At 66.7% G+C, this 25,626-nt stretch carries 10 protein-coding genes; 2 read left to right on the top strand and 8 right to left on the bottom strand.

Translation table 11 applies throughout. The annotated features are described in order from the left end of the window. Position 1: 1 nt before the first annotated feature. The 3 genes from ACVK00_RS09895 to ACVK00_RS09885 form a co-directional block, all read right to left on the bottom strand. Positions 2-550 (bottom strand): RNA polymerase sigma factor, encoded by a 549-nt coding sequence (locus ACVK00_RS09895; protein ID WP_284891368.1) that lies wholly within the window; start codon positions 548-550, stop codon positions 2-4. Positions 551-556: 6 nt separating this feature from the next. Next, positions 557-1,297 carry a secretin and TonB N-terminal domain-containing protein gene (locus ACVK00_RS09890; RefSeq protein ID WP_284891369.1) on the bottom strand — a complete coding sequence of 247 codons (741 nt, stop codon included), beginning with the start codon at positions 1,295-1,297 and terminating at the stop codon, positions 557-559. 166 nt (positions 1,298-1,463) lie between these two features. Beyond that, on the bottom strand, positions 1,464-1,970 hold the full coding sequence (locus tag ACVK00_RS09885; protein WP_354123283.1) for a GspH/FimT family pseudopilin: 507 nt from the start codon (positions 1,968-1,970) through the stop codon (positions 1,464-1,466). Positions 1,971-2,046: 76 nt separating this feature from the next. On the opposite strand from ACVK00_RS09885, the gene ACVK00_RS09880 reads away from it, so the two are divergent. After that, positions 2,047-2,490 (top strand): type II secretion system protein N, encoded by a 444-nt coding sequence (locus ACVK00_RS09880; protein WP_284891371.1) that lies wholly within the window; start codon positions 2,047-2,049, stop codon positions 2,488-2,490. Between the two features lie 8 nt (positions 2,491-2,498). Here the strand turns inward: ACVK00_RS09880 and gspF are convergent, their stop codons facing one another. Next, positions 2,499-3,716 (bottom strand): type II secretion system inner membrane protein GspF, encoded by a 1,218-nt coding sequence (gene gspF, locus ACVK00_RS09875; protein ID WP_284891372.1) that lies wholly within the window; start codon positions 3,714-3,716, stop codon positions 2,499-2,501. Positions 3,717-4,309: 593 nt separating this feature from the next. On the opposite strand from gspF, the gene ACVK00_RS09870 reads away from it, so the two are divergent. Continuing rightward, a complete protein-coding gene (locus ACVK00_RS09870; RefSeq protein WP_284891373.1) occupies positions 4,310-5,614 on the top strand; it encodes a substrate-binding domain-containing protein in 1,305 nt (434 codons plus the stop codon). 322 nt (positions 5,615-5,936) lie between these two features. Here ACVK00_RS09870 and ACVK00_RS09865 read toward each other — a convergent pair whose 3' ends face one another. The 4 genes from ACVK00_RS09865 to ACVK00_RS09850 form a co-directional block, all read right to left on the bottom strand. Continuing rightward, positions 5,937-18,518, bottom strand: coding sequence for a filamentous haemagglutinin family protein (locus ACVK00_RS09865; RefSeq protein ID WP_456826948.1), 12,582 nt, complete (start codon positions 18,516-18,518; stop codon positions 5,937-5,939). Between the two features lie 284 nt (positions 18,519-18,802). Beyond that, on the bottom strand, positions 18,803-21,043 hold the full coding sequence (locus ACVK00_RS09860) for a tetratricopeptide repeat protein (RefSeq protein WP_354123282.1): 2,241 nt from the start codon (positions 21,041-21,043) through the stop codon (positions 18,803-18,805). 23 nt (positions 21,044-21,066) lie between these two features. After that, positions 21,067-23,319 carry a tetratricopeptide repeat protein gene (locus tag ACVK00_RS09855; protein ID WP_284891378.1) on the bottom strand — a complete coding sequence of 751 codons (2,253 nt, stop codon included), beginning with the start codon at positions 23,317-23,319 and terminating at the stop codon, positions 21,067-21,069. Positions 23,320-23,361: 42 nt separating this feature from the next. Continuing rightward, complete coding sequence (locus tag ACVK00_RS09850; RefSeq protein WP_284891380.1) at positions 23,362-25,593, bottom strand: tetratricopeptide repeat protein; 2,232 nt, start codon at positions 25,591-25,593, stop codon at positions 23,362-23,364. Between the last annotated feature and the right edge of the window lie 33 nt (positions 25,594-25,626).

The following is a 25,626-nucleotide window of genomic DNA, read 5'->3' as shown; positions in this document are numbered from 1 at the left end:
CTCAAAATTTGCGCGGGCCGCCTCGCGAGCCCGTGTACGAATCGCCGTCTTCCTGCATGCGCTGCAGGCAGTACTTCATCGCCGCGCTCAGCTCGCTTTCGACGAGCCGCAGCGAAATGCCGAACTGCTCGGCGATCTCGCGGTTCAGCAGGCCGTCGACACGAGCGGCCAGCAGGATCGCGCGGCGCCGCGGCGGCAGGCCGCGCAGCACGTCCTTCAGCGTATCGACCTTGCGGCGCGCCGCGACGATACGCTCGGGATCGGCCAGTTCGTCGGGCGTCTCGAGCAGCGTCTCGACATCGTCATCGTGCAGATGGCGGCGCTCGCGGCGATGCTGGTCGATCGCGACATTGTTCGCCATCCCGAGTATATAGGCGTCCGCGTTCGTCACCTGCGTGGACACGTTCGCATTTTCGAGGCGCAGCCAGGTCTCGTGCAGCGCGTCGGCCGCACCGTCCTTCGAGCCCGTCACGCGTTCGAGACGCCTGACCAGGTACGCATAGCGCGTCGCCAGCAGCTTCCTGAGCCCGGTGCGAGTGGTATCGGACATGGCGTGCTAGTTCCGGACGGCTGTCGTCGGACAGCGGAAGTGCACGCCGTTGCCGGCCGGCCGCAACAGGATCGTGACCGGCTGCGGCAGGTCCGCCGGCGGCGCATCGTCCAGCTTCAGCGCGCGCAGCGCGCGCATCACCGCCGCGTCGCGGGCGGCCGAACCGCTCGATGCCACCATGTTGACCGCCACCACCGCCCCCCTGTTGTCGATGCGCACCTGCGCGACGAGTCGATAGCTGCCCGGCACCGCCGCCGGCTGCGCGCACAGCGCATCGATCAGATGCGACTGCAGCGTGCCCGCGAACGCGCGCCGCTCGCTGGAATCACCGATCCCGTCGATCGGCAGTGCGGCGTCCGCCGGCGCGTCGACCGTGGCGGGCACCGCCTCGGCGGCCGGCCGCGCGACGATGATCGCTTCGTCCGGACGCGAGAATTCCGCACGCAACCCCGTTCCGGCCAGCAACCGCTCGAGCGCGTCGCGCGGCATGTAGTCGCCCTGCACCGGTGCGCTCGTGCGCCCGTCGAGCAACGGCGCGGGTGCCAGCACGATCAGCTCGGTGAGCCGCGCGAAGTCCTGCAAGGCCTTCGCGAGCGGCTGCGCGGGCAGCTCGAAATGCGCGACGCTGCCCGGCGGGCGGCCCGTGGAACCGGTCTCCTGCGCGTGCGCGCCGCGCATGCACAGCACGACGAACGCGAGCCACGCGACGAGCGCCAGGACACCGGTCGGCGCCCGTGAACGAGTCATGAATCCCTGGTCGGAAGTGGAGTTGCACGCCGCGGGCCGGAAGGCGCCCCCCCGCGGGCGGTTCCGTCGCAAGCGAACGTCAGATTGTGAGCGGGCACTGTGACAGTCAAGTGAAGCGTGCCGCGGATCGAATCAATGCGGCGTGCCACGTTCGAGCGCCGCGTGCTCACGGCCGGCGCACGACGAAGTTGCCGATGCCTGTACCGACAACCGCCATCCGCACGTCGCCCGACCACAGCGTGATCGTCACCGGCACGTCGATGCCTTCGCTGCCGAGCACGACGCGCGACGGTGCGTCGCCGCCGCCGGTGTAGCGCACCGACACGGCCGTCACCTCGGTGCCCCAGCGGCGCGCGCGATAGAGGTCGTCGCTCATCGGCGCCCACGCGCCATTTTCGGTGCGCTGCACGAACCGGTAGCCGCCGCCGACCGGCTGCCATGCGATCGGCATCGAGCGCACCTGCGCCTCGTCGCCGGCCGATTCGAGCAGGTTCGCGAGCCGCTGCGCCTCCTCGGCGAGATCGGTGCGGCGATTGCGCGACGGCGCGAGCGTGACGATCACGAGCACGACCAGCATCTCGAGCAGCGTGAAGCCGCGCTGCAGGCGGCGATGCGTGCTTGCCTGCGGTCGGCCCGCGTGCGAGGTGTGCGCTTCGTCGTGCCTCGTCATCATGCATTCACCCTTGCGTCAAAGAATGGAACGCGCCTTCCGTTCTGTTTTCCATCATCCGTTATCCGAACCGATCGTCATGAAACCACTCGCCCTGCTCCGCACCGTTCCGTCCCGCCTCGATCTCGCGCCGCTCGCCGCGACGCTCGCCGCCGCGGCCGCGCTCGTCGCCGTGTCGCTCCGGGCCGTGCACGTGCTGAGCGCAGCCGATGCGCCGGTGACGGCGCCCGCGCCGCCCGCGCCGATCGACGTCACGGCCGGTGCACGACTCTTCGGCGCGAAACCCGACGACGAGCGCGACGCGATCCAGCTGCTCGGCGTGCTCGCATTCGACGCGCGCCGTGCCGCCGCGATCGTCAGCGTCGGTGGCGATGCATCGCGCGTCGTGTCGCTCGGCGCCGCGATCGGCGAAGCCGCGAAACTCGCCGAGGTACGCGCGCGCTCGATCGTCGTCGACCGCAACGGGCTGCACCGCGAGATCGCGCTGCCCGCCACCGAGAAAGCCAACGCGTTCGTGCGCTGAGCCGCGCGTCACTGCACCATGTTGTTCAGCTCGATGATCGGCATCATCACGGCCAGCACGATCACGAGCACCACGCCGCCCATCGCGAGGATCAGCAGCGGTTCCAGCAGGCTCGTCAGAAACATCGTGCGGCGCTCCAGCTCGCGCGACTCGCCTTCGGATGCGCGATCGAGCATCGTCGTCACGTCGCCGGTCGCCTCGCCCGAGCGGATCAGGTGCACGAGTACCGGCGGAAACGTCTTCGTATGCGCCAGCGCGCGCGACAGCGCGGAGCCTTCGCGCACGCGGACGATCGCATCGTCGACGTTCGCGCGCATCGCACGGTTCGACAGCGTCTCGCCGGCCGCCTGCAATGCGCGCAGGATCGGCACGCCGGCCGCCGTGAGAATGCCGAGCGTGCTTGCGAACCGCACCGTGTTGTAGCCGCGCACGAGCTTGCCCGCGAGCGGCGCGGTCAGCAGCCAGTGATCGAACCTGAGCCGCGGCCCGTCCTGCGACAGCACCTTGCGGATCGCGAAGACGATCGCGACCGTCGCCAGCAGCGACGCCCACCACCAGTGACGGACGAAATCGGACAGCGCCATCATCACGACCGTGAGCGTCGGCAATTGCTGCTTCGTGCTGGTGAACACGTTCGCGACCTGCGGCACCACGTAGCTCAGCAGGAACGTGACAATGCCGAACGCGATCAGCGTGACGATGCCCGGGTACGTGAACGCGAGCAGGATCTTCTGCTTCAGCGCGTTGCTCTGTTCGATGTAATCCGCAAGACGCGACAGCACGACGCCGAGCTTGCCCGTGTGCTCGCCGGCCGCGACGAGCGCGCGATAGATCTCCGGAAAATCGCGCGGATGCTCTGCCAGCGCATTCGCGAACGAATGGCCGCCGACGATTTCCGCGCGGATCGACGCCATCAGTTCGCGCACGTATTCGCGCTCGGCCTGCTCGCTCAGCACCGACAGCGATTCGTCGAGCGGCAGCCCGGCGACCAGCAGGCTCGCGAGCTGGCGCGTGATGATCGCCTGCTCGCGCTGCGACAGCTTGCGGCCGAGCGACAGCCGCTGGTGACGCTCGCCGTGCAGGCGTTGCGCGGCCAGCTCGACGACGAGCGGCGTGAGGCCCTGCGTGCGCAACTGGCTGCGACCGGAGCGCGCGCTGTCGGCTTCGAGCACGCCCTTCAGCGTGCGGCCGGTGGGATCGATCGCTTCGTAGCGGAATGCCGACATGCCGGAGTTCTCCTGTCACGGGTGCGACTGCTTTCCATGACGTCGCGCAGCATGCCGGACAGAGTCGCCGGGGAAGACTACGGAGCGAACCGGCGCAAATTTGTGACGGATGTTGGGCTACCTTTTTGACGGGGTTTATTACTGGGCGGCGTCTTCTTTATATCTTAAGAACGATTTCATCCTTGTCGAGATGATGGCTCAATCCGCATTAATGACATGAAGCACGCTTCGCTCGTTCATTTACGTCATTTCCGGATAGATTGAGGAAATACATCGAATGAGCAGACATTCATCGACACCCGGAATGTTCCGTAACATCCGCCACAAAATCGCCTTGAAACCACGATAGCACCGCTCGGGCTGCCGGCTGAACCCGATATCTGGATGCCCAGCCCGCGCCGAATAACGGTTGAATCGCCGCTTTATCAACCCGAATAACGCAATGATTTATTCAACGAAAATGTTACGCACCATTCGTTATGAAAAATTCACACGCGTCATTCGGATTTCCCCCTACATTTACCCGGCGGTCCATAAGCATTCCAACCGCAGTAGCAGGGGTTCCCGTTTATCTTCGTTCAAGGAAATTTCTCATGAAATCCAGCAAGCGCAAGATCTGTCAAGTCCTCGCTCTCGTCGTTTCGGGCATGGGCGCATCGCTCGCGATGGCCGCAGGTCCCGTGATTCAAGGTGGCGGCTCGTCGCTCGTCGCCCCGACCATCGGCGCCAATTCGCCGGCTTCCGGCGAAATCGGCCTGTACGGCACCGCCAACGCCACGTTCACGTACTACTCGGTCGGCTCGGGCGCCGGCCAGAACGCGTTCCTGAACAACCAGCCGACGTTCTTCGGCGCGGGTGTCACGGGCACGGTCCACTTCGCGAACAGCGACGCGGCACTGTCGGCCACCCAGCTCACGTCGTACAAGGCCGGCCTCGGCACGACCAACGGCCCGCTGATCCAGATCCCGTACATCGTCACGCCGATCACCGTGCCGGTCGTCAATGGCCCGGCCGTGACGAGCACCACGACCCCGCAAACGACGCCGGGTCAAGCGCACAGCATCGCGTTGAACGACGACGATCTGTGCGGCGTGTTCTCGGGCAAGCTGACGAACTGGAACCAGGTCACGAATCCGGAAACGGGTTCGGCCTACGCGCTGAATGCGCCGATCAAGGTCGTCTATCGCTCGGACGGCAGCGGCACGACCGAACTGCTGACCCGCCACCTGGCCGCTGTCTGCTCGACCGGAAATACGGCTGCGGGCGTGACGTTCGTCGATTCGCTGACGTTCACGGCTTCGTTCCCGAGCGGCGTGCCGGCGAACTTCACGGCGGCCTCGGGTAGCGGTGGCGTGCGTACGCAACTGGTGAGCTACCAGTCGGCCGGTACGGCCGCTGTCGCCTACCTGAGCCCGGATTACACGAACACGTTCCTGGCTCCGCAAAGCACGGTCGTGACGTCGGCCGGCGCATTCCAGCTGCCGATCGCGAGCCTCGTGAACAAGGTCGACAGCAAGTACTACGCACCGACGTACGCAAATGCTTCGACGGCCCTCGGCACGGTTGCTCCGCCGGCGACCAAGATCGCCGCGTCGAACCCGGCCAACTGGGTGCCGAACGCAGGCAACCCGGCGGCCGGCTATCCGGTTTCGGGCACGAGCCAGATCATCCTGAGCCAGTGCTACGCGAACTCGGCCGTGAAGACGAACGTTCACGACTTCCTGAACAACCACTTCACGAACGCCAGCTACGCGTCGGTCGTTCATGGCAACGGCTTCGACACGGTTCCGTCGTCGTACCAGACGGCCATCTCGAACGACTTCCTGAGCAACGCGAGCACGTGGAACCTCGATATCGGCAACGCGAGCGTCTGCACGGGTACGGTGGTCGGCCGCTAAGCGGTCGGCACACTGCTCGACTGACCGTTCAAGCGACTGCGCCCTTGGGAGTCCAAGGGCGCAGTTTTTATTTACGCACACGGGTCGCACGATTCGCGTCGCCTGGAAATATTCGAGCCGCTGCAAACTGATTTTCGAAATTCAAGCGACTGTGCCCCTGGGTTGCCAGGGGCACAGTTATCGTGAGCCGTTACTCCGGCATGTTCGTTACGCCATCGCTACCATTCGCGATCCCGTCTTCAGCGCACGATTCACGGCAAGCCTGCACAAAAAACACCGTCTGGAACACTGCCGCCCTGCCTCACGCAGCGACTCACGTGAATCAGATCTTGCCAAGCTTCGTACGCTCCCCCTCCGTCAATGCCGCACGTTGTGCAGCCCCGGCTTTTCCAAAGCCGATAATCGACACGGAGTTCGACGGGTCATAGCCGACCTGTTGCCTGTGTTTCTTGGATCCGTCACCACCTGCATCACCGAACCCCTCGACCTGCACCGAGATCGTCCAGCGTCGTACCGTCCCGCCGGATGCATTGTTCTTCGCGATATCCTGCGCGACCTGAGTCGCAGCCGATGCAGCCGCGCTCGCAGCGGTCAATGCCCCCGTGTTCACCGCCTGCACCAACGGAATGCCTGTCGCATTGCCCGTCACCTGTATGTTGTCCGCGTTCACCACGTGCAGCGCAGCGACGTTGAGGTTACCCGCACGGATACCGGCATCGCCGGCATCAACGGTGCCGCGAGGCGCGATCAGATTGATCGTGCCCAACGGGATACCGGGCACGCTCTGCAGCGTGGCAATCCCTGCACCGGTCACCTGCCCGCGTGCATCTACCGTGCAGTAGTGATTCGGGTCACACACATATTGCGGTGCCGGCGTATCGGCCGACGATTTCGCGCCCTTGCCGGCGTTGATGTCGCCGTTCGAGCTCCAGATCGTCATGTCGCCACCCTGCTCGGTGAATATCCGGCTTTGTGCGAGCAACACGCTGCGGTCCGTGAAAATATTCACGTTGCCCTTCTCGAGCGTCAGGATGCCCATTGCCCCCGGGCCGACGACCACATTGCCGCTGCTGTCCGTAATCTGCGGCGGCGCCGAGGCACTGCCGACCAGAGCCTGTCCGCCCGGGCCCAGGATCGAGATATTGCCGCCCTGTTGCGTCTGGATCGTCGTGTTCCGGATATCGAGATCACCGGTATCGATCGACTTGTTCGTACCGTTGCCACCGCCCCCGAGATTGTTCGCCGTATAGCCGAACGACGCAGGGAACAATGTATTGATCGCGTCGTAGCCGCGTGCGTACTTCTGGAAATAGGGACTCGCGGCATTGTTGTAATCTTCACCGACCCGAGTCAGCACGTTGAACAACACCTGTTCCGCGAAGATCTGCTGAACGTACGAAGGCAGGTCCTTGAATTTGGACCACGCCTGCATCGCATCCAGCGGTTCGCTCACACGTTGGTCCTTGACTAGCCCCGTATCTACCACGTTGCCTGCTTCGTACTGTTGTACGAAGGCAATAAGATCGGACGCCGTGCTCGGCACGCCCGCGATCGACCCGGCCGGATCAATGTACTTCGAGATAAACGTGCCGGTATCAATTCCCGGACTGACGCCGAACAGGATGTTTACGTTCGCGCTGTCGTGTGGCAGGTTCGGGTTCGATGCATTTCCGGTCGCGTTAATGCCCGTCAACAACCCGGTCTTGGGATACGCGCTGCTCAACGCGGCGTAGGCCTCGGACTGGCTCGTCAGCGGACCGATATTTCGGCCGGCCTCGATATCGAAGTACCCCGGTCCGCCCAGCGTCAGCGCAGGCACTACGGCTGCATTGCGAACCAACGGCGTATCGTGAATGTCGCGTCCTGCCACGATGCGGGTGACATCCGATTTGCGCAGATTCTGCCCCTGGAACGACAAGTTCACGATGTCCTGCCCGGCCTGGATCATCGCCGGCTTGTCGATCACGACCTGCATGAGCTTGTCGTAGAATCCTGCGCCTCCTCCAGTCGACTGTAGTGCACCGTTGACGATATCGCCGCTCAGGCTGTAGATGCGTGCCGGTACCGGATCGTCCGCATGCAACGCATTGGCGGCGTGGGCAGCCGTCGTCGGATCGGTGAGCACGGCTATCGTTGCAAACGGATTCGTGGCGGACGGCATCGACGATGGATCGCTATCCGACATACCGAATACCGAGCCCGTCGCCCCGCCCCCGGCCACATTCGCAAGATTGATGGAGCGATCGGCGATGAGACTCAGATTGCCTGACGTCGACGGGAAAAGCGCCCCGCCTGATGCGACGTCGATGCCTCCGGAAAAGGCCGTCGCATTCACGGTCGCGGGTAATACGGACGATGGATCGATCACCCCGTCGCCTAGAAAATTCCCCCTGAGCACTTGTTTCGACGCCAACGAGTTCAGCACCACATCGCCCGTTGTGGTCAGGACATTGACGGCCGAATCGGGTGAATAAGCTTGTGCGTCGGCATACCGCGCGTACTGAGTTTGAAGAATACTGCTGCCGATCTGAAGATAGGAAGGATTGAATACGCCCCCGATCTCCGCGCCTTGGCGCGCAACGACGTCGATGATGCCGTCCTGAGTGGCCAGCAAGGTCGATACTGACACCGGGACTTGCCCCGCGGCCAACCAGGGCTGCACGACAACGTCTGAGCCGATGCGCCCTCCAGCCGTAAGCGCCCCCGTTCCCTTCGCAACGAAATAGTCGCCGCTCAGGATGTCGCCCCCCGCACGCACCGTCAGATCGCCGCCACCAACCGTAACCGGTTTTCCTGTGGCGTCGTTGTACCAGGTTGTCGGCAACGACACGCCGAGATCGACAATATTGCCCCCTGCACTGATCGCGACGTTGCCGCCTACGCTCATAACGCCTTGATTGAATGCACCGAAGTCGATTGAAGTGCGATCGAGCCGCCCGTAGCTGCTACTGCCGGAGACAATCGTCGGCTTCCCCGTTACCTGCATCCATTGCCACCAAAATTGCGCAATCGGCGCGCCGGCTTGCCCGGAGATCGTGCCCGCCGTATCAATGACATTCTCGATGCCTGCGATATTTCCTTGCGCGTGAATCGATATGTCGCCGGCTGCTTCGGGATTCACCGCGGACGTGACGAGAATATTGCTCGCCGGCGTCCCGGCGCCTTGCACAACCGTAGTCGAGCCTGCCGGCGCATCGGGCGCCCGGGGCGACGGTGCGCCAGCCGTATAGATCACGCCGGGAATGACCGTTGCGTCAGGCTGTCGAGCAACAATCGGGTCGAACAGCGAAACATCGTTCGCCGCAGCGACATCGATCGAGCCCGTACCGGTTCGAACCATCGTCGGCGCCACCACAACGCGGTTGTTCGGATTGGCAATGTTCGGGTTGGTCGCGTTGTTGTATTCGAAATGCCCGTCAAGGATCACGTTACCGATCGCGCCCGACGAGAATCCGTCGGCGGGCCTCAATGCGAGCGGATTGGTACTCGATAGATCGGCGCCGGCGACAAGCCGGTATGACGAGCTGCTCCCTTGGTTCAGACTGGCGGAAAGCAGCGGCAACGCGTTTGCCACCACCGCGACCGGTGCCGGCGTATTGTCCGTCTGGGGCGGCTGTATCGTGATGTCTCCGGCAATGACCGGCACCAGCACGGACGGAGGCGCCTTCACCTGGTCGATATGCGGCGTGACACCCGGGTTGGCAGCTTGCCACGTGATCAAGTCCTTGACGTACGACTGGTATTGCGCAAGATAGCGCGGATACCAGGTCGGGTCAGCCAGTTCCTGAGCCGCCGTCGGCGCCTGAAGCGCCACGACCGGCTGCCCTGTGGCAATCGGTGCGTTCTGATGCGTCGGGTCTGCGAAGTAGAACCCCCACGCACCGTTTGACAGTTGTGATGTCAGGTACTGCGCATATTCCTTGTACATGCCGTAATACTGCGCGACCTCGTCGGCATTCCCGCCCGTCCAGTTGTACGGACCGATCAGCCCCAGATAGCTATAGTTCGACAGAATGTAGCCAAACGGTCCAAACGGCATCGTCGACCATGTGTAGTTTGCTGCACTGTACGTCGACGGCGTCGGCTTCGGTGCAACAATACTGCTCCCGATCGGGTTGTCGATCTGGAAAAATCCATCCGACAAACTTGCCCTGACATCAACGTCATTCTCCGCCCGCAGCGTCACGATCGGCGCCTGCCCATTGAACCGGAACGCCTGATTCGTTGCCGACGTCCCTGCTCCGAGGTTCCAGTTCGTCAGCACCTCGATGTTGCCGCCGTTGATCGCCGGGCTCGGATTGTCCAGCTCGATACCCGGCACGATGCGCGCATTCGCGATTCCCGTGCCATCGAACGGATTCTTCAATACGTCCAGCCCGTGCTGCACGAAACCCATCAGCGTGCCGGGCGCAGCCGTCGTCGCGTTGCCGTCCTGATACCCGTAGAACGTCTGGTGATCCGTGTTCGAGCCCCCCGACACCGGCGCAAAGAACATGCTCTGCAGCCCGCCGAAGCCGATCGCGCCGTTGCCACTCTGCAATTGCGCCTGCGTCACCGCCGTCGTTGCGCCTGTCCCATTGTTCGTCACGGTGCCACCGCCGGTTCCATCCGGCGTGAACGTAAAGGTCGTCGGCGTACTGGACGTGCTCTGCGCGGTAAAGGTGCCAGCCAGCAAGTGACCGCGGGCGTCGTACCAGCCGGCCGGGTCGACGATGCCGTCGAAATGCTTCGCGCCCGTGGTCGCATCCGTGGTGCTCCACGTCGCATAGGCCTCGAGCGTCGTCGCGCGCGAACCCGCGATGCCCTTGCCCGGCGCGAATCCCGACGACGGTAACGACACGTTCACGGTTCCGTCCGACAACAGCGGCGCGCGGAAATTCACCGTGCCGCCCGACAGTCCGCCAGCCGTTCCGCCCGAAACGTCGATCAATGCGTTCGCGCCGACCCGGATCAGCCCGGCGCGCGATGGATCGATGTTCTCGTAGCCATACGTTGCATTGTACGGATCGGCCACGCCCGGATCGAACACGCCACTCGTCCCGATATCGACCCTGCCGCCGCGCTGGTTCGAAGCCGAGCCGCGTGCCAGCAGCGAGCCCTCGACATCGACACCGCTGTGCCCGTACAGCGCGATCGCGCCGCCCGCCTTGCCCGACGCGTCGATCGTGCCCGACACATTGACATTGCCGTTCGCCGGGTCCGATGCGTTGCCCGCACCGCCGTCCGCCGTCAGCGACACCGCGTGTGCGGTGAGCGTGTTACCTGCCGACAGCGTGAGATTGCCCGACCGGGTATGGATCGCGATGGCCTGGTTCACGCCGCTCGATGCGAGCGTTTTCGCGAGCGCGTCGAGATCGGCAGCGCCGCCCGTATCGAGCGACAACGAACCACCCGCATAACCACTTGCCGCGCCGCCCTTGATCGTACCGTTCAGGGTCACGACCTGCTCTGGCGCCGACAGCGTCAGGCTGCCCGCCGCGCCCCCGCCATTCGCACCCGAGAAATCGAGCGTCGAGCCGGCCTGCACGTCGACCGTCCCGGCGTCGGCCGTCAACGTGATCGCGCCGGCCGGCGCGTACCGCACGATGTCGAAGAACTGCTTCGACACGCCGGCCGCGCTCACCGTCGACCCGCTGCCAAGCGTCAGATTGCCGCTCGTCGCCTCGAGACTCACGTTGCCCGCGGGGGCGGCGATCGTCGCGCCGTTGTCGGCGATCGTCCCGCCAACGAAATGCCATGCGCCGCCTACCGGTGTCCTCGCCAACGCGGTGCCCGACGCGCCGTTCAACGTCAGTGCCCCGGTCGTCTTCACGGTCGATGCCGAACTCGTATCGGCGAGATAGACGGGCGCATTCAGCGTAACCGGCAGTGCGCCGAAGTCGAACGTGCCGGTTCCCTGCCCGACAATACCGCCCGTCGCGGTCATGCTCGCGGAGCCGAAACCGCTCGCCAGCTTCGTGCCCGAGCCGAAATCGATTTCCTTGGCATTGACCGTCAGCGTGCCGCTGCCCGGTGTAACCGTCCCGTTCGGCGCGCCAGTTTCGTTCGTGAACGCAATCTGCTGCGCATTCAGCGTCACATGACCGCCGTCGCTCTTGAACGTCCCGGCGCTCAGGTCCACGCTGTTGCCGAACGTCGCGTTCACGTCGCCGACGAAGCCGATCGCACCATAACTGCGCAGCGTCACCTGTTGCGCGTTGCCGAATTGCGCGAGCCCGGCCGGATCGATCACGAAGCCGGGCAGTGCCGCGGCCGCCGCACCGTTCGTACCGGTGAACGTAATCGCCGATCCGTCCGCCGTGATCGCCGTCGCCGACAGCACGGCACTGGGATCGACCTTCAGGTTTCCGGACGAATCCAGCGTGAGCGCCTGCCCGCCCGCAAGCGTCGCGCCTGCGCCGACGGTCAGCAGACCGCTGCCGGTCGAGCCCGTGCGCGTGAGCGGTGCCATCGTGCCGTTCGACACGCGCAGGAGCGCGCCATCGCCAGCGATTGCAATCGGCTGATCCTTCGCCGCCGGGTAGTCGCCGGCTGCCGCGATCGACGCCCCTGCGTCAATGCGCAGGCCGTTCGCGGCATTCGGATCCGTGCCGCTCGTGTCGGTCTTCGTGACGAGCAGGATCTCCGGGCCTTTGAGCGCCGTGTTGCCATCGTTCGATACGATCACGCTGTTCGCGATCGGCGTAATCGTCACACCCTTCGTCGTTGCCGCGCGCGTGCCGCCGATCAGCAGGCTGCCCGCATTCAGCGAATCGAGCGCATCACTGCCGATCTGCAGATAGCCCGGCAGCGCGGCACCGCCGTTGCCGGTGATCTGGATGTCCTGGGACGCAATGTCGACTTCGGCGGGTGCGCCCCCCGTGCCAGCGGCCGTATTCAGCGTTGCACCGAGCGTCAATGCCTTGTTCGCAGCCAGCACGAGCTGACCGCCGTCCACCGGCAACGGCGGCGTTATGTTGCCTTTCTTCGCGGCCTGCGCGGCGAAGAACGCGTTCGCTCCCGTCACCGTGTACTGCGAGTATTGCCGCCACACCGGAGCCGACTGCACGCTGAACAGCGTCGGCGTCGCGCTGCGACCACCGGTCAGTGCATCGGCGAAATACCCTGCCGTCATCACGGTGCCATCCGGCAACACCTGGCTCGCCCCGGGCACGACGCCACCTGCCGCGCTCGCGAGCGTCACGCGATACGCGCCTGGCAGCGTCGCGTACTTGCCTGGAAGCAGCGTGTAATAGCCAGCTGCCAGCCCCGGCACCCCGGAAAGGTAGACGGCCTTGCCGACCGTGTCCTTCAGGCCTGCTTGACCGACACCGAACGTCATCGTCGTGCCGACCGTCGTACCGTCGACCGACGGCTGCACGGACTGCGCGAACACCGGATCGTAGGCCGCCACCGGCGACTGTGCCCCCGGCACGATCGCATAAACGTTCGCCGCCCCCGGATTCACCGGCACCGTCGCCCCGGCGGGATTGTTCGCATAGCTGATGTTGTATTGCGACAGCACGTCGCGCGTGCCGCCCGTTCCCGGTACCCATTCGACCGCCTGCAGGTCGCCGCCGCCGGACAGATCGATCTTTGCGCCCGGGGCCAGCGCGACGCGGTTGCCGTTGACGCCGATGTACTTCGCCGGCGGAGCGGTCACATCCGGCACCGTCGAGACCGTGCTCGGCTTGAACTGCCACTCGACGCCATCGACCGTCGTGCCATACGGGATCACGAGGCCGCCGTTCGATACCGAAGTCGTACTGCCGTTCGCGAACGTAACCGAATCGGTCGCGACCAGCGGCAGGCTGGCGAACTGCGCCTGGGTCGAAGCGTTCGACGGATCGCCGACGCCGAACAGGATCGTGCCGGACGGCGCGCGCACCGTGCCAGCCTGCACGATGTCGGTGGCATCGACGAGCAGTGCGCCGCCCGCCGATAGCGGCGTGCCCGATGCTCCGTTCGACGCGAATGCGACAGTCGTCGGCGCCGGCTTGCCTGTCGCCGGATCGATCGGTCCGACGGCATCGACAATGAACGTGCTGCCGGTGGCCGGATACAGGTCCGCAGCCTTGAACGACACGTTGCCGGGTGTATGGAGAATGCCGGGAGCCTGAGCCGTTCCCGTCGAATTCGCATTGGTCGAACTCATGCGAATGTCGCCTGAACTGACGAAGTTGGCCTGTCCGATGTTGTTCAGTTGAAACTGATTGCGCAGATCGATGAACGACGCGTTCACGTTCAGCGTCGCGTCGGACCGGGTCGCGACCGGCGCAAATGCCGGCGACTGCGCCGTCAGCGTCGGCCCGACCAGTGCGACGTATGGCGCATCGATCTCGATCGTGGTGCCGGACGGCCGCTGCGGCGGCTGGGTTAGCAAGGTCTGGAGAACCGAGGCCGGATTCGTGCTGCCGTTCGATTGCGTTGCAGGCGTCGACAGCAAAGTCACGAATTGATCCATGCCCAGCGCCGCGACGCGCCCGGCATTCAACGTAACCGATTCGGGCAGCGCCAGTTTGACGTCGCCTGCGAACGCAATCGGCGGCACTTCCATGGCTGCCGTCGGCGGCGTGGCGTCGCCGAGCACGAGATTCGCGACGCCCGATCCGTCAAGGCGATCGGCCGAGAACTGAATCACACCGGTCGGCCGGCCGATCGGCAAGCCAGTCGTCGTGTCGATGGCGGTTGCGAAACTTTGACCGGCCTCGAGACCCGCCGGCGTCAGTTCCCCACTTTGCCGGACGACCAGCGCGGTCGCGCCGGCTGCGCCATTGTTCTGATGCGGCAGGATCGTCAGCGTGCCGCCGCGCCCCTGCGGAGCGCCCGCGTGCGCAGCGAGCGTCGCATCGGCAAAGAGTCCGTACGCGGCGGATAGCGTGATCGAGCCGGCATCGCTCCAGACGGGCTGCGACGCGTACGTGCCGTTCGCCTGCAACTGATCGAAGTTCGCCGACGCACCGGACACATCGATCCGCGAGCCCGGCTGTGCAACCACATAACCGGCATCGCTCGAGAGCGTGACCGAACCGCCCGGCAGGACCTTGCCGGTGTTCGGCACGACAGTCGTCGCCCCAATCTTGACCGGCGTGGCGAGCGGATTGGCAAGCGCGGTGCCCGACACATCGAGCGTCGCGCCCGCGCCGAGCCACACCGATCGGCTGTCGCTCGGCGTGAATATGCCGTACTGGCCCGTCTGCCCGAACGTACCGCCCGAATCCGCACTGAGCGTGATCGATCCGCCAGGCGCGACGATCGAGCCGAGCACCGTCACCTGCGTCGGCGAACCAAAGCCGACGCTCGCACCGGCATCGGTATGAATCGACGCGCCGGACGACAGCGTGACCGCTCCTGTCACGCCCGGATACGACGGCGCCATACTCCCCGCTGCCAACCATGACACATAGTTGCCGCCCGTCAACACGAGGCTGGTCGGCTGCCGGTGATAGTCGTCGAGACGACCCGATGTCGTCAGGCCCGAAGTCGACAGATTGGCGCCCGTGGGCGCCTGTTGTAGCGCCAGTACGTCCGGAATCAGATTGCGCTGCGTAAGCGCAACCGTCGCGCCAGGCGCCACGGTCGCGTCGTAGTACGCATTCAGCACAACCTTGCCGAAGCCTTGCTGCGCGAAGAAGCGCTCCGGCAGATAGACATCCCACGGCGCGGCGGTCTGCGGACCTCCGCCAATCTGGAATCCGAGCGCCTGCAACGTCAGCGTGCCGCCTCCTGAAAGACCCTCACTGAGGATCGTGCCGCCGAGCGCGATCGTACCGTTTGCGGGTTGCGTGCTCGGCAAGTTGGGGCCGGAATCGCCTATGTGACCGAACTGCTTGGTTTCAAGCGCGACATAAGTCTTCAACGACACGTTGCCGCCGCGCCCCACTGGCGTGCCGTTCTGCATCAACAGTTGACCATTCGACTGCAGTTCGCCGCCACTCGATACGTCCAGCACGCTACCGGGACGCAGCAGAATCGATCCCGTGGCGTCCGCGAAGACGTCGCTCACGTGTCCGACGGATTGCTCAGTGGTCGCCAGCGAAATGTTGCCGCCGTTGATGAACTGGGTATTGCCCAGGGTCGTCCCCGGTGCCGCCTGAACGTCATTGTTGACCCATTGGCCCGCCGCACTGAGCACGGCTTGCGGACCGACGACGATATTGCCGCCGCTCGCGATGGAAATCGAGCCGCCCGGCGCAGTCAAACTGCCGGCCACGTTGACGTCCGAACCGCTAGCCGCACTGTTGAGCGCAATGGATCCCCCCGGCCGCACGCCAAGATGCGTATCCTGGGCGACGACGATCCCCTTCCCGCCGTGCGTATCCTGCGTCACGTTCACGTTCGAGAAGCCGCCGGCGTTCAATGCGTCGACCGGCACGACCATCGTGGTCAGCACGTTGCGCGGATCAGTAGCGGCGACATTCTGCAGCGACGTCTTGTCGATCGGCGTATTGCTCGAGAAGCCTGGCGCGAGATCGTCGAGCTGCGGCGCCTGGCCCTGCAGAATCGTCAATCCCGTGACGCCGGTCGGCGCCTCAATCGAACTGTTCCACGTCAGATCGGCGAGCGTGCCGCTGGTGCGCTTCGCATCCGCACCGAGATTGAACGTCCCGCCCGAAGGCAGGCTGTTGCCCTGCATCTGCTTCGCGCCGCCGAACGATTGCGCGCTGATATCGCCATCGAGCACGAGCGCCGAGGTCGCGAACAGGTCGAGCGTGCCTGCGTTGCCACCAACGATATAGTCGCCCTGATACGTGCCGCCCGTCAGAAGCGGGTTGTACCACGTCTTCGTCACGCCCCAGCGCGGATGGCTTTCGATGAACTGGCCGGCAATTCCGACGTAGGTCTGGTACGGGCTCGCCTGCCCGATCGGCACGATCGCGCCATTCGCATCGACGAGCCGCGTCGTATTGACGATCCCGCCGTCGACATGCACGTACCCGCCGTTCAGGTTCAGTGACGAACCACGTGCGGTCATCACCTCGTTGCCCGACAGCGTGATCGTTCCACCGTTGGTCAACAACTGATCGACCGTGCGGGGAATCAGGTTCACATAGCCCGACAGATTCAGGATCGGGCTGCCGACCCATGACACGCCATCGCTGCGCGTACCGGTCAGCGTGCTGTCCACGACCACGTTCTTCAGCCCCGCGAGGAAGCTGTCACGCAGCAGCGGGGAATCGGCCAGTTCGTTCTGGCCGATTCGATCGACCGTCACGAGCGTCTGCGCGATCGGGATGTCGACGTTCGCCAGCCCGGACACATCGATCGTCGATCCGGCATCCTGATAAATGCGACCCGGCGCCGCGCTCTGCTTGACGTCGGGCGTATAGGCCGTCACCGACGGCGAAATCGCCGTCACCGACACGTTCGAACCCGGCGCCTCGATCAGCGAACCACCCTGGAACCACACCGCACCGGCCGTCATCGCGATGCCGCCCGGCGTGAACGTCGTGCCAGGCGTCGACGTCGCCGTCTGCCCGCTGTTGTCCGGCAGCACGGTCGTCACCGAGCCCGGACCGAACGTGAGCAGGCCCGACCGTTTGGCGGTGTCGGCATCGCCTCCGCTCGGTCCGCCCGTTGCAAGCGTCGTCCCCGGATACGCGTTGCCGAGTGGATCGTTCGACATGTATTCGTCGACCGTCGAAATCGTGATCCGGCCCGGCGTATTGACGCTCGTCGTCACGCCTACCACACCATCCTGCGCGACGCGGCCGCCGAGCAGGTTCACGCTGCCACGCGACGCTTGCACGATGCCCGTGTTCGCCAGCGTGCCCACCGGCGTGAGGTCGACCGTCGTACCATTCTGCGTCGTGACGATCTGGCCGCTCAGCTCGGGCAACAGCAGTTGCGGATTGTTTTTCGGGCTACCGTTCGGCCGCAGGCTCACGCCGACACCCGCGGCCAGCACGACCTGGCCGTCGGTCGCGGTGATGCTGCCGCCATTCTTCACGTTCGGCGCCGCGACGAGCACGAACCCGCCGTCGCTGACCGTGCCGTTCGTATGCGTCGCAATCGACGCGCCCTGTTCGATCGTGATGTCGCCCGGCGCCTGATAAGTCCCGTTCGTTTTCGCGACGTTGCCGAGCCCGAGTATCTCGTTCGGGCGATTCGACGATCCGACCACACCGGTGGAACTCCCGGACTCCGGATACGCGAGTCCGCCGGTCGTGCCGGCAGGCAAGCTGAGGAACTGCTGGTTGCTCGCAACGATGCCGTCGGGCGTCGGTACGATCTGGTTCTTCATGTCCAGCAGATTCAGCGACGACGCCACCAGCGAATGCACGTTCACCTGCGACCCCGCCCCGAACAACACCCCATTCCGGTTGATCACGTACACCGCGCCTTGCGCGGTGATGTTCCCCAGAATCTGACTCGGCCTGCCACTCGGATCATTGACCCGGTTCAACACCGCCCAGTTGTTCGCGCCGTTCGTCTGCGTGCCGCCCGACTGGTCGAAATTGAGCGTCGTTTGCCGCCCGACGTTCATGGTCTCCCACGTCAGCACCGCGTTCTGCCCGGTCTGCTTGACGTCGACGTTCACGTGCCCGTTCGTGTCGGTATTTTGCGTAGGCGCGTTCGCGTTGAACCACAGCACCGGATTGTTCGTATCGCCCGTTGCGCCCGCCGCCACCTGCAGCCCGCCCGGCGCCAGCCCGTTCGCCACGGTCGACGGCAGCTTCGCCGCCGCGGCGGCCGCATTCTGCTGCGCCGCAATCTGCGCGGCGATCGCATGCGCCGCATAACCGAGGTTGCGGATCGACGGCTGGCTCGCCTGCAGCGCCTGCTGCGGCGACACGCCCAGATTCGGTATGCCCGGCACGCCGCCGGCGCCGCCCGCGCCCCCGCCCGACGGGCTCGCGGCCACGTGACCGAGGTTCATGATGCCCGCCCCGTGCGCATGCGCGGACACACCCGCCGCGAGCATCAGCACGACCGCCCGGTAGAGCGGCTTCAGCTCCGATTTCAGGACCGACCGCGAGGCCGCTGCGTGAAGTTGCCGATCCGTACGTGCGCGTGCTGCCATTCTTGCCACCCCGATGCTAGGAAATTGCGCGCGGCGCCGGTCGGGCACCACGCGTGTCGTTGCGCCTGAAGCAGGCCGCTGGAATCCGAAGACCATACGAAGCGCGCATGGCAGCGACATGGCGACTGTTACGGACCATTCCGGCCGCCGTGAAATGGTCCGTAGCTTTTGTCATGGAGCACCGCTCACGCCCGTACGGAATGCGCGCGCGGCAGCGCAGCGAGCGCGTCGGCCAGCCGCGCGACCACCGCGGGCCAATCGCCGGGTCGCGTCTGCCGGAACAGCGTCGCGGACGGATACCACGGGCAGTCGTCGCGTTCGAGCAGCCAGCGCCAGTCCGGCACGCGCGGCAGCAGCACCCACAGAGGTCGCGCGAGCGCACCGGCCAGGTGCGCGACCAACGTGTCGACGCTGATCACGAGATCCAGCGCGTCGACCAACGCGGCCGTTTCGGCGAAATCCGTCAACGCATCGGCGAACGACGGCACGCCGCTCGCGGCGAATTCATCCGCGTCGCGCGCACGCACCTGCGGCTGCAGGCTCACGAACGTCGCATCGAGCGCCCCGAACCCGACGAGCGGCGCCAGCGCGGCGAACGGCATCGAGCGGTTCTCGTCGTTCGCGTGACGCGGATTGCCGGACCATGCGAGCCCGACCCGCAGCCGGCCGCGCGGCGAGATCGCGTCGAGGCGCTGCACCCACGCTGCGCGCCGCCGCGCATCGGCGCGCAGATACGGCACGTCGGCCGGCACCGTATCGAGCGTCGTGCGGAACGCATACGGCAAGCTCATCAGCGGACATTGCAGGTCGAACGCCGGCGCCGGCTGGCCCTCGGTGACGATCCGGCTCACCCCGCGCAGCGTGCCGAGCAGTTCGCCGAGCGCGGCCGGCGCCTCGACGATCACGGTCGCGCCCCGGTCGTGCGCGAGGCTCGCGTAGCGGCAGAACTGCAGCGTGTCGCCGTAGCCCTGTTCCGCATGCAGCAACAGCGTGCGGCCCGCGAGCGGCTCGTCGCCGGTCCACAGCGGCCGGTCCGCGTGACGCCGGTGCAGCATCACGTCGGCCGCGTCCCAGCGCGCCTCGTGCTGCCGCCACCCCGCGTCGAAATCGCCCATCAGCAGCCGGCAGAACGCCTCCGAACGGCGCGCGGCGCCGTGGTGCGGATCGCGTCCGCAAGCATCGGCGTAGTCCGCCAGCGCCGCGTCGTAGTCGCCGAGATGCTGGCGCGCGACCGCCCGCGTGAAGAGCGCCTGCGCGACGTTCGCGGGCGCGGCGGCCGCCGCTGCGTGACTCGCGAGCGCTTCGTCGTAGCGACCGAGTTGCTGCAGTGCCAGCGCCCGGTTGTAATGCAGCTCCGCATGCGGTCCGGTCAGCGCGAGCGCCGCGTCGTAATCCGCGAGCGCTTCGTCGTAGCGGCCGAGCGCGCGCAACGCGGCCGCGCTGTTTCTCCGCGCGTCGATGTCGTCGGGCTTACGCGCCAAAGCTTCCCGGTACGCGTGCGCGGCTTGCTCGTGACGTTCGAGACCGAGCAGCGCATTGCCGCGTCCGACCCACGCGGCGACGTTGCCGCGATTCAGCGCGAGCAGCCGGTCGCAGCGTTTCAGCAATTCGTCGCGGGCATGCAGCAGATCGAGCGCGACGCAGCTCGCGTAAAGCAGTTGCTCGTCGTCCGGCATCCGCGCGAGCCCTTCGTCGAGACACGCGAGCGCGTCGGCGGGCCGGCCGAGTTCGGTCATCACGACGCCGCACGCGTAGACGAGCTCGGGCGTCTTGCCGCGCACGACCATCGCGAGCTGATAACTGTGAAGCGCCTGCTCGCGATGGCCGAGCGCACGCAGCGCATGGCCACGCTCGGTATGCGCGGCCGGATCGTTCGCGTCGATCCGCAGCGCGCGCTCGATGCTGATCAGCGCATCGGCCGGCCGCCCGAGCCATCGCAGTGTCTCGCCACGCCGGCACCACGCCGCCGCGTGGGCCGGTTCGCGCACGAGCGCGCGATCGTACGCCGCGAGCGCCGCGTCGTATTGGCCGAGCGCGAGCAACGCGTCGCCGCGCGCCGCATGCGACGGCGCATGTTCCGGATCGGCCGCGAGCGCGCGTTCGGCGACGGCGATCGCGTCGCGATGGCGGCCGATGCCGGTCAGCGCCGCCGCATGGTTCGCGAGATTCCACGGCTGATTCAGCCCGAACCTCATCGACCGGGCGATCAGCGGCTCCGCGCGCGCGGGGTCGTCGAGCCGCAAATGCACGAGGCCGAGCAGGTGCAGCGCCTCGACGTGGTCGGGCGCCATCGTCAGCACGCCTTCGTAGAGCCGCCCGGCGCCCGTGAAGTCGCGCTGCTCGAGCCGCACGCGCGCATTGCGCAGCGCATCGTCGAGCACGACGCGCAGCGGCACGGCGGCGGCGCCGAGAACGGCGCCCGCCATCGGCGCAGGCTCGCGGCGCGCATTCATCGCGCGCCTTCGCCGACGAGCGCCGGCAATTCGGCCGCGATCCGCTCGACGACGGGCGCCCACTGCCCGCCGTCGGGCTGGCGGAACAATCGCGCGGACGGATACCACGGGCTGTCGTCCCGTTCGAGCAGCCAGCGGAAATCGGGCGTATGCGGAATCATCAGCGCGAGCGGCCGGCCGAGCGCGCCGGCGAGGTGCGCGACGGACGTATCGACGCTGACGACGCCGTCCATCAGCGCAGTGAGCGCCGCCGTGTCCGCGAAGTCCGCCAGCTCGTCGCCGACGAACCGCACGGCGCTCGCGTCGAGCAACGGCCGGTCCTCGTCGCGGACCACCTTCTGCAGGCTGATCCACTCGTAGCGGTCGTCGAACAGCGGCAGCAGATCCGCGAGCGTCATCGAGCGGTTGCGGTCGTTCAGGTGCAGCGGGTTGCCGGACCACACGAGGCCGATGCGCGGCCGCGTCGATGCGCCGAGCCGGTCGCGCCAGCCCGCGACGCGGGCGGGATCGGCGGCGAGATACGGCACGCTCGCCGGAATCGACGTCAGATCGGTGCGGAATTCGAGCGGCAGGCTCAGCAGCGGGCAATGAAGATCGAACGGTGGCAGCGGCTCGCCGCGCGCGACGAGCGTGTCGACGCCGTCGAGCGTCGCGAACAGCGTCTTCAACTCGACCGGCGCCTCAAGCACGACGCGCGCGCCGAGCGCTTTCACGAGCGGCACGTAGCGGCAGAACTGCAGCGTGTCGCCGAGCCCCTGTTCCGGGTACAGCAGGATCGTCTTGCCGTCGAGCGGCATCCCGTAGGTCCAGCGCGGCTGCGCGAACGTGCGCCGGCTCGCGTCGAGCTGCATATCGCGCCAGCGCCATTCGTATTCGGCCCAGCCCGCTTCGAAATCGCCGATCGACAGACACAGAAACGCCCGCATGCAGTGCGCGAGCACATAGTCGGGATCGATGTCGATCGCGTCCGCATACGCCTGCCGCGCGTCGTCGTGACGCCGCAGCGCACGCAGCGCATTGCCCCTGTGGAAGTGCGCGAGCTTGTCGCGCGGCGTCGCGGCGATCACGCGCGCGAAATCGTCGAGCGCGGCGTCGTAGCGATGCGTTTCGAGCTGCACGCGGCCGCGCGTGAACCACGCGGGCGCATAGCCCGCATCGAGCGCGAGCGCGCGGTCGCACATGTCGCGCGCTTCGTCGTGACGTTCGATGCGCATCAGCGCGCTCGCGTAGTTGCACAGCACGCCGGCACTGCCCGGTTCCGCGTCGAGCGCGCACGCATAGCTGTCGACCGCGTCGCGATAGCGCTCCAGGTGGCTGGCCGCGTTGCCGCGGTTCGCGAGCGCCCGCGCATGGCGCGGATCGATTGCGAGCACGCGGTCGCAGCGCACCAGCGCCTCATCGTGCCGCCCGAGTTGTTCGAGCGCGACCGAGCTGTTGAAGACCGCATCGACGAAGGTGGGGCTCGCCGCGATCGCCGCATTGAAATCCGCGAGCGCGCGTTCCGGATCGTGCAGATCCAGATACGCGACACCGCGCAGGAACAGCACTTCGGCGCTGCCGGGCGTCTGCGCGAGCGCATGGCCATAGCTGTCGACCGCATCGCGGAAACGGCCGAGTTCGCGCAGCGCGAGACCGCGCCCGCGCATCGCGTCGAACGTGCGCCCGGCGATGGCGATCGCGCGGTCGCAATCGGCCAGCGCATCGTCGTGGCGGCCGAGCGCGCGCAGCATGTCGCTGCGCTTCACGTAGCCGTCGGCGAAACCGGACGTCAGTTCGAGCAGGCGATCGTAGACCGCGCACGCTTCGTCGTACCGCGCAAGCTGCGCGAGCAAGCCCGCCCGCTGAAACAGCGCGCGCTGATGCGCGGGATTGATCGCGAGCGCTTCGTCGAGGCGCGCGAGCGCATCGTGCTCGCGCCCGAGCCCCGCCAGCACCGCCGAATAGTTCGCGAGCGCGAGCGGCACCGGCTGACGCTCGACCGAACGCCGCATCAGCGGCTCGGCGTCGTCGAGGCGTCCCTGCTGGAAGCGCACCGCGCCGAGCAGGTGCAGCGCCTCCGGATGGTCGGGTTCGAGCGCGAGCAGTTCCCCGTACGCACGCTCCGCATGCTCCAGTGCGCCGTCGCGATGCGCGTTGCGTGCACGCGCGAGCAGCCGTTCGAGCTGCGCGGCGTCGGGCGGACGGCGATCCGGCGATCGTGGCGCGGCCGGCGCGCTCGCGAGTGTCGTCCCTTCCCCGTTCGATGTCATCGTGTGGCCCCTGGCTGATCGTTCTGTTCTGGTTCGGTGTCGCTATCGCACGCTTGCATCGATGCCGCCGATCGCGACACGCACCGCGTCGATCACGTCGGCCCAGTTGCCCGGCGCCGGCTGGCGGAACAGCCACGCGGACGGATACCACGGACTGTCGCCGCGCTCCCGCATCCAGCGCCATTCCGCCGGGTCGGGCAGCAGCACCCAGACCGGCGCGCCGAGCGCACCGGCGAGATGCGCGACCGCGGAATCGACCGCGATGACGAGATCGAGCGCGCCGATCAGCGCGGCCGTATCGGCGAAATCGCCGAGTTCGTCGTCGACACGGCGCACCGGCGCATTCGCGAGCAACGCATGGTCCGATTCGCGCACGGGCTTTTGCAGGCTGATCCAGTCGACGTCGAGATCGAACAGCGGCTCGAAGCGCGCGAAATCGATCGAGCGGTTGTGATCGTTGCGGTGTTCCGGATTGCCGGCCCACGCGAGGCCGATGCGCGGCCGGCGCCGCTCGCCGAGCAATGCGTCCCACTCGCGCGTGCGCTGCGAGTCCGCATGGAGATAGGCGCCGCCGCGCGGAATCGTCGCTTCGTCGGTCCGAAACGCATGCGGCAGGCTCAGCAGCGGCGCCTGGCAGTCGAACGCCGGCAACGGCTCACCGCGTGCGATCACGTGGGTCGCACCATGCAGCGACGCCATCAGCGCACGCAGCGGCGGCTGCACCTCGAACACCACGCGCGCACCACGCTCGGCCATGAGCGGCACGTAGCGGCAGAACTGCAGCGTGTCGCCGAAGCCCTGCTCCGCATGGATCAGCACCGTCCGGCCGTCGAGCGGCGTGTCGCCGCGCCACGCCGGCTGCGTGAACGGCCGGTCGTGCCGCGCCAGCTGCGCGTCGCGCAACCGCCATTCGTACTCGGGCCAGCCGCGCGCGAAATCGCCTTCGATCAGGTACAGCGACGCGCGCGCGAAATGCGCTTCGGCGTAGTCGGGATGCAGCGCGATCGCGCGGTCGTACGCGGCGAGCGCATCATCCGTGCGAGCCGTTTCGAAATGCAGGTTGCCGCGGTTGAGCCAGTTCGTCGCGTGTTCCGGACGCAGCGCGACTGCGCGGTCGAGCGACGCCGTCGCTTCGTCGTAGCGGTGCAGATCCTGCAACACGCTGCCGCGGTTGGTCCACGCTTCGGCGAACCGCGCGTCGCGCGCCAGCGCGGCGTCGTAGCTCGCCAGCGCTTCGTCGTAACGCTTCAGGTAACGCAGCGCGGTGCCGCGATTGCACAGCGTTTCCGCCGAATGCGGATCGATCGCAAGCGCGCGCGCATAGCCGGCGAGCGCGTCGTCGTAGCGCTTGAGCTGCAGCAACGCGTTGCCGCGGCTCGCATGCGCGCGCACGTGCGCCGGATCGAGCGCCAGCACGCGCTCGCAGCGCTCGAGCGCCTCGTCGGCGCGGCCGAGCCGCTCGAGCGCGACCGCGCTGTTGTAGAGCGCGTCGATCCGCGCGGGATCGGCCGCGATCGCTTCGTTGAACGCAGCAAGCGCCTCGCTCGGCCGGTCGAGGTCGATCAGCGTGCGGCCGCGCTCGGCCATGATCGCGGCCACGCCGGGCCGGATCGCGCTCGCGCGGTCGAAGCACTGCAGCGCATCGGCCGGCCGCTGCAGTTCGCGCAGCACGAGACCGCGGTTGAACCACGATTCGAACGAGCGCGGGTCGACCATCAGCGCGCGATCGTAGGTATCCAGTGCTTCGTCGAAACGGCCGAGCGCACGCAGCGCGCTGCCGCGATTGCAGAGCGCGTCGAGCACGAGCGGCGACACGGCGAGCGCACGGTCGAACGACGCCAGCGCGTCGTCGTAGCGGCGCAGCCCGATCAGCGTATTGCCGCGACGCACGAGCGTCTGCACGTCGTCGGGCGCCGTGCGCAGTGCGGCCGCGAAATGCTCGAGCGCCTCGTCGATGCGGCCGCGCTCGCCGGAGATCGCGCCGAGATCCGACAGCGCGCGCGTGCCGGGCGCGATCGCGATCGACTGGCGCAGCAGCGCTTCGGCGTCGTCGGCCGCGCCGCGCTGGAACTGCAGCACGCCGTACAGGTGCAGCGCCTGAGGATTGTCCGGCTCCTTCGCGAGCACGGCGAGATACTCGCGCGCCGCGTCGTCGAACCGCCCGGCGCTGTGCCAGTTTTGTGCGCGGCTCAGGAGCGCCGCGGATTGCCGTGGTCCGGATGCGTCGTTCCCCGACGCGCCCGCATGTGCATCATGCCGGTGCTCGACCGTCACGTTCGCCCCCTTCCCGTTTGCCGATGCCGCCGC

This window comes from Burkholderia sp. PvR073, from assembly GCF_054055695.1.
Note: the sequence above shows the minus strand (reverse complement) of the source record. Positions and strands in the feature narration are given on the sequence as shown.

What these genes read in the sequence shown, in the direction of transcription:
- ACVK00_RS09860 (WP_354123282.1), bottom strand. Translation starts at nt 21,043, where the DNA reads ATGGCGGGCGCCGTTCTCGGCGCCGCCGCCGTGCCGCTGCGCGTCGTG.
- ACVK00_RS09895 (WP_284891368.1), bottom strand. Translation starts at nt 550, where the DNA reads ATGTCCGATACCACTCGCACCGGGCTCAGGAAGCTGCTGGCGACGCGC.
- ACVK00_RS09880 (WP_284891371.1), top strand. Translation starts at nt 2,047, where the DNA reads ATGAAACCACTCGCCCTGCTCCGCACCGTTCCGTCCCGCCTCGATCTC.
- ACVK00_RS09885 (WP_354123283.1), bottom strand. Translation starts at nt 1,970, where the DNA reads ATGATGACGAGGCACGACGAAGCGCACACCTCGCACGCGGGCCGACCG.
- ACVK00_RS09890 (WP_284891369.1), bottom strand. Translation starts at nt 1,297, where the DNA reads ATGACTCGTTCACGGGCGCCGACCGGTGTCCTGGCGCTCGTCGCGTGG.
- gspF (WP_284891372.1), bottom strand. Translation starts at nt 3,716, where the DNA reads ATGTCGGCATTCCGCTACGAAGCGATCGATCCCACCGGCCGCACGCTG.
- ACVK00_RS09870 (WP_284891373.1), top strand. Translation starts at nt 4,310, where the DNA reads ATGAAATCCAGCAAGCGCAAGATCTGTCAAGTCCTCGCTCTCGTCGTT.
- ACVK00_RS09865 (WP_456826948.1), bottom strand. Translation starts at nt 18,518, where the DNA reads ATGCTCGCGGCGGGTGTGTCCGCGCATGCGCACGGGGCGGGCATCATG.
- ACVK00_RS09855 (WP_284891378.1), bottom strand. Translation starts at nt 23,319, where the DNA reads ATGACATCGAACGGGGAAGGGACGACACTCGCGAGCGCGCCGGCCGCG.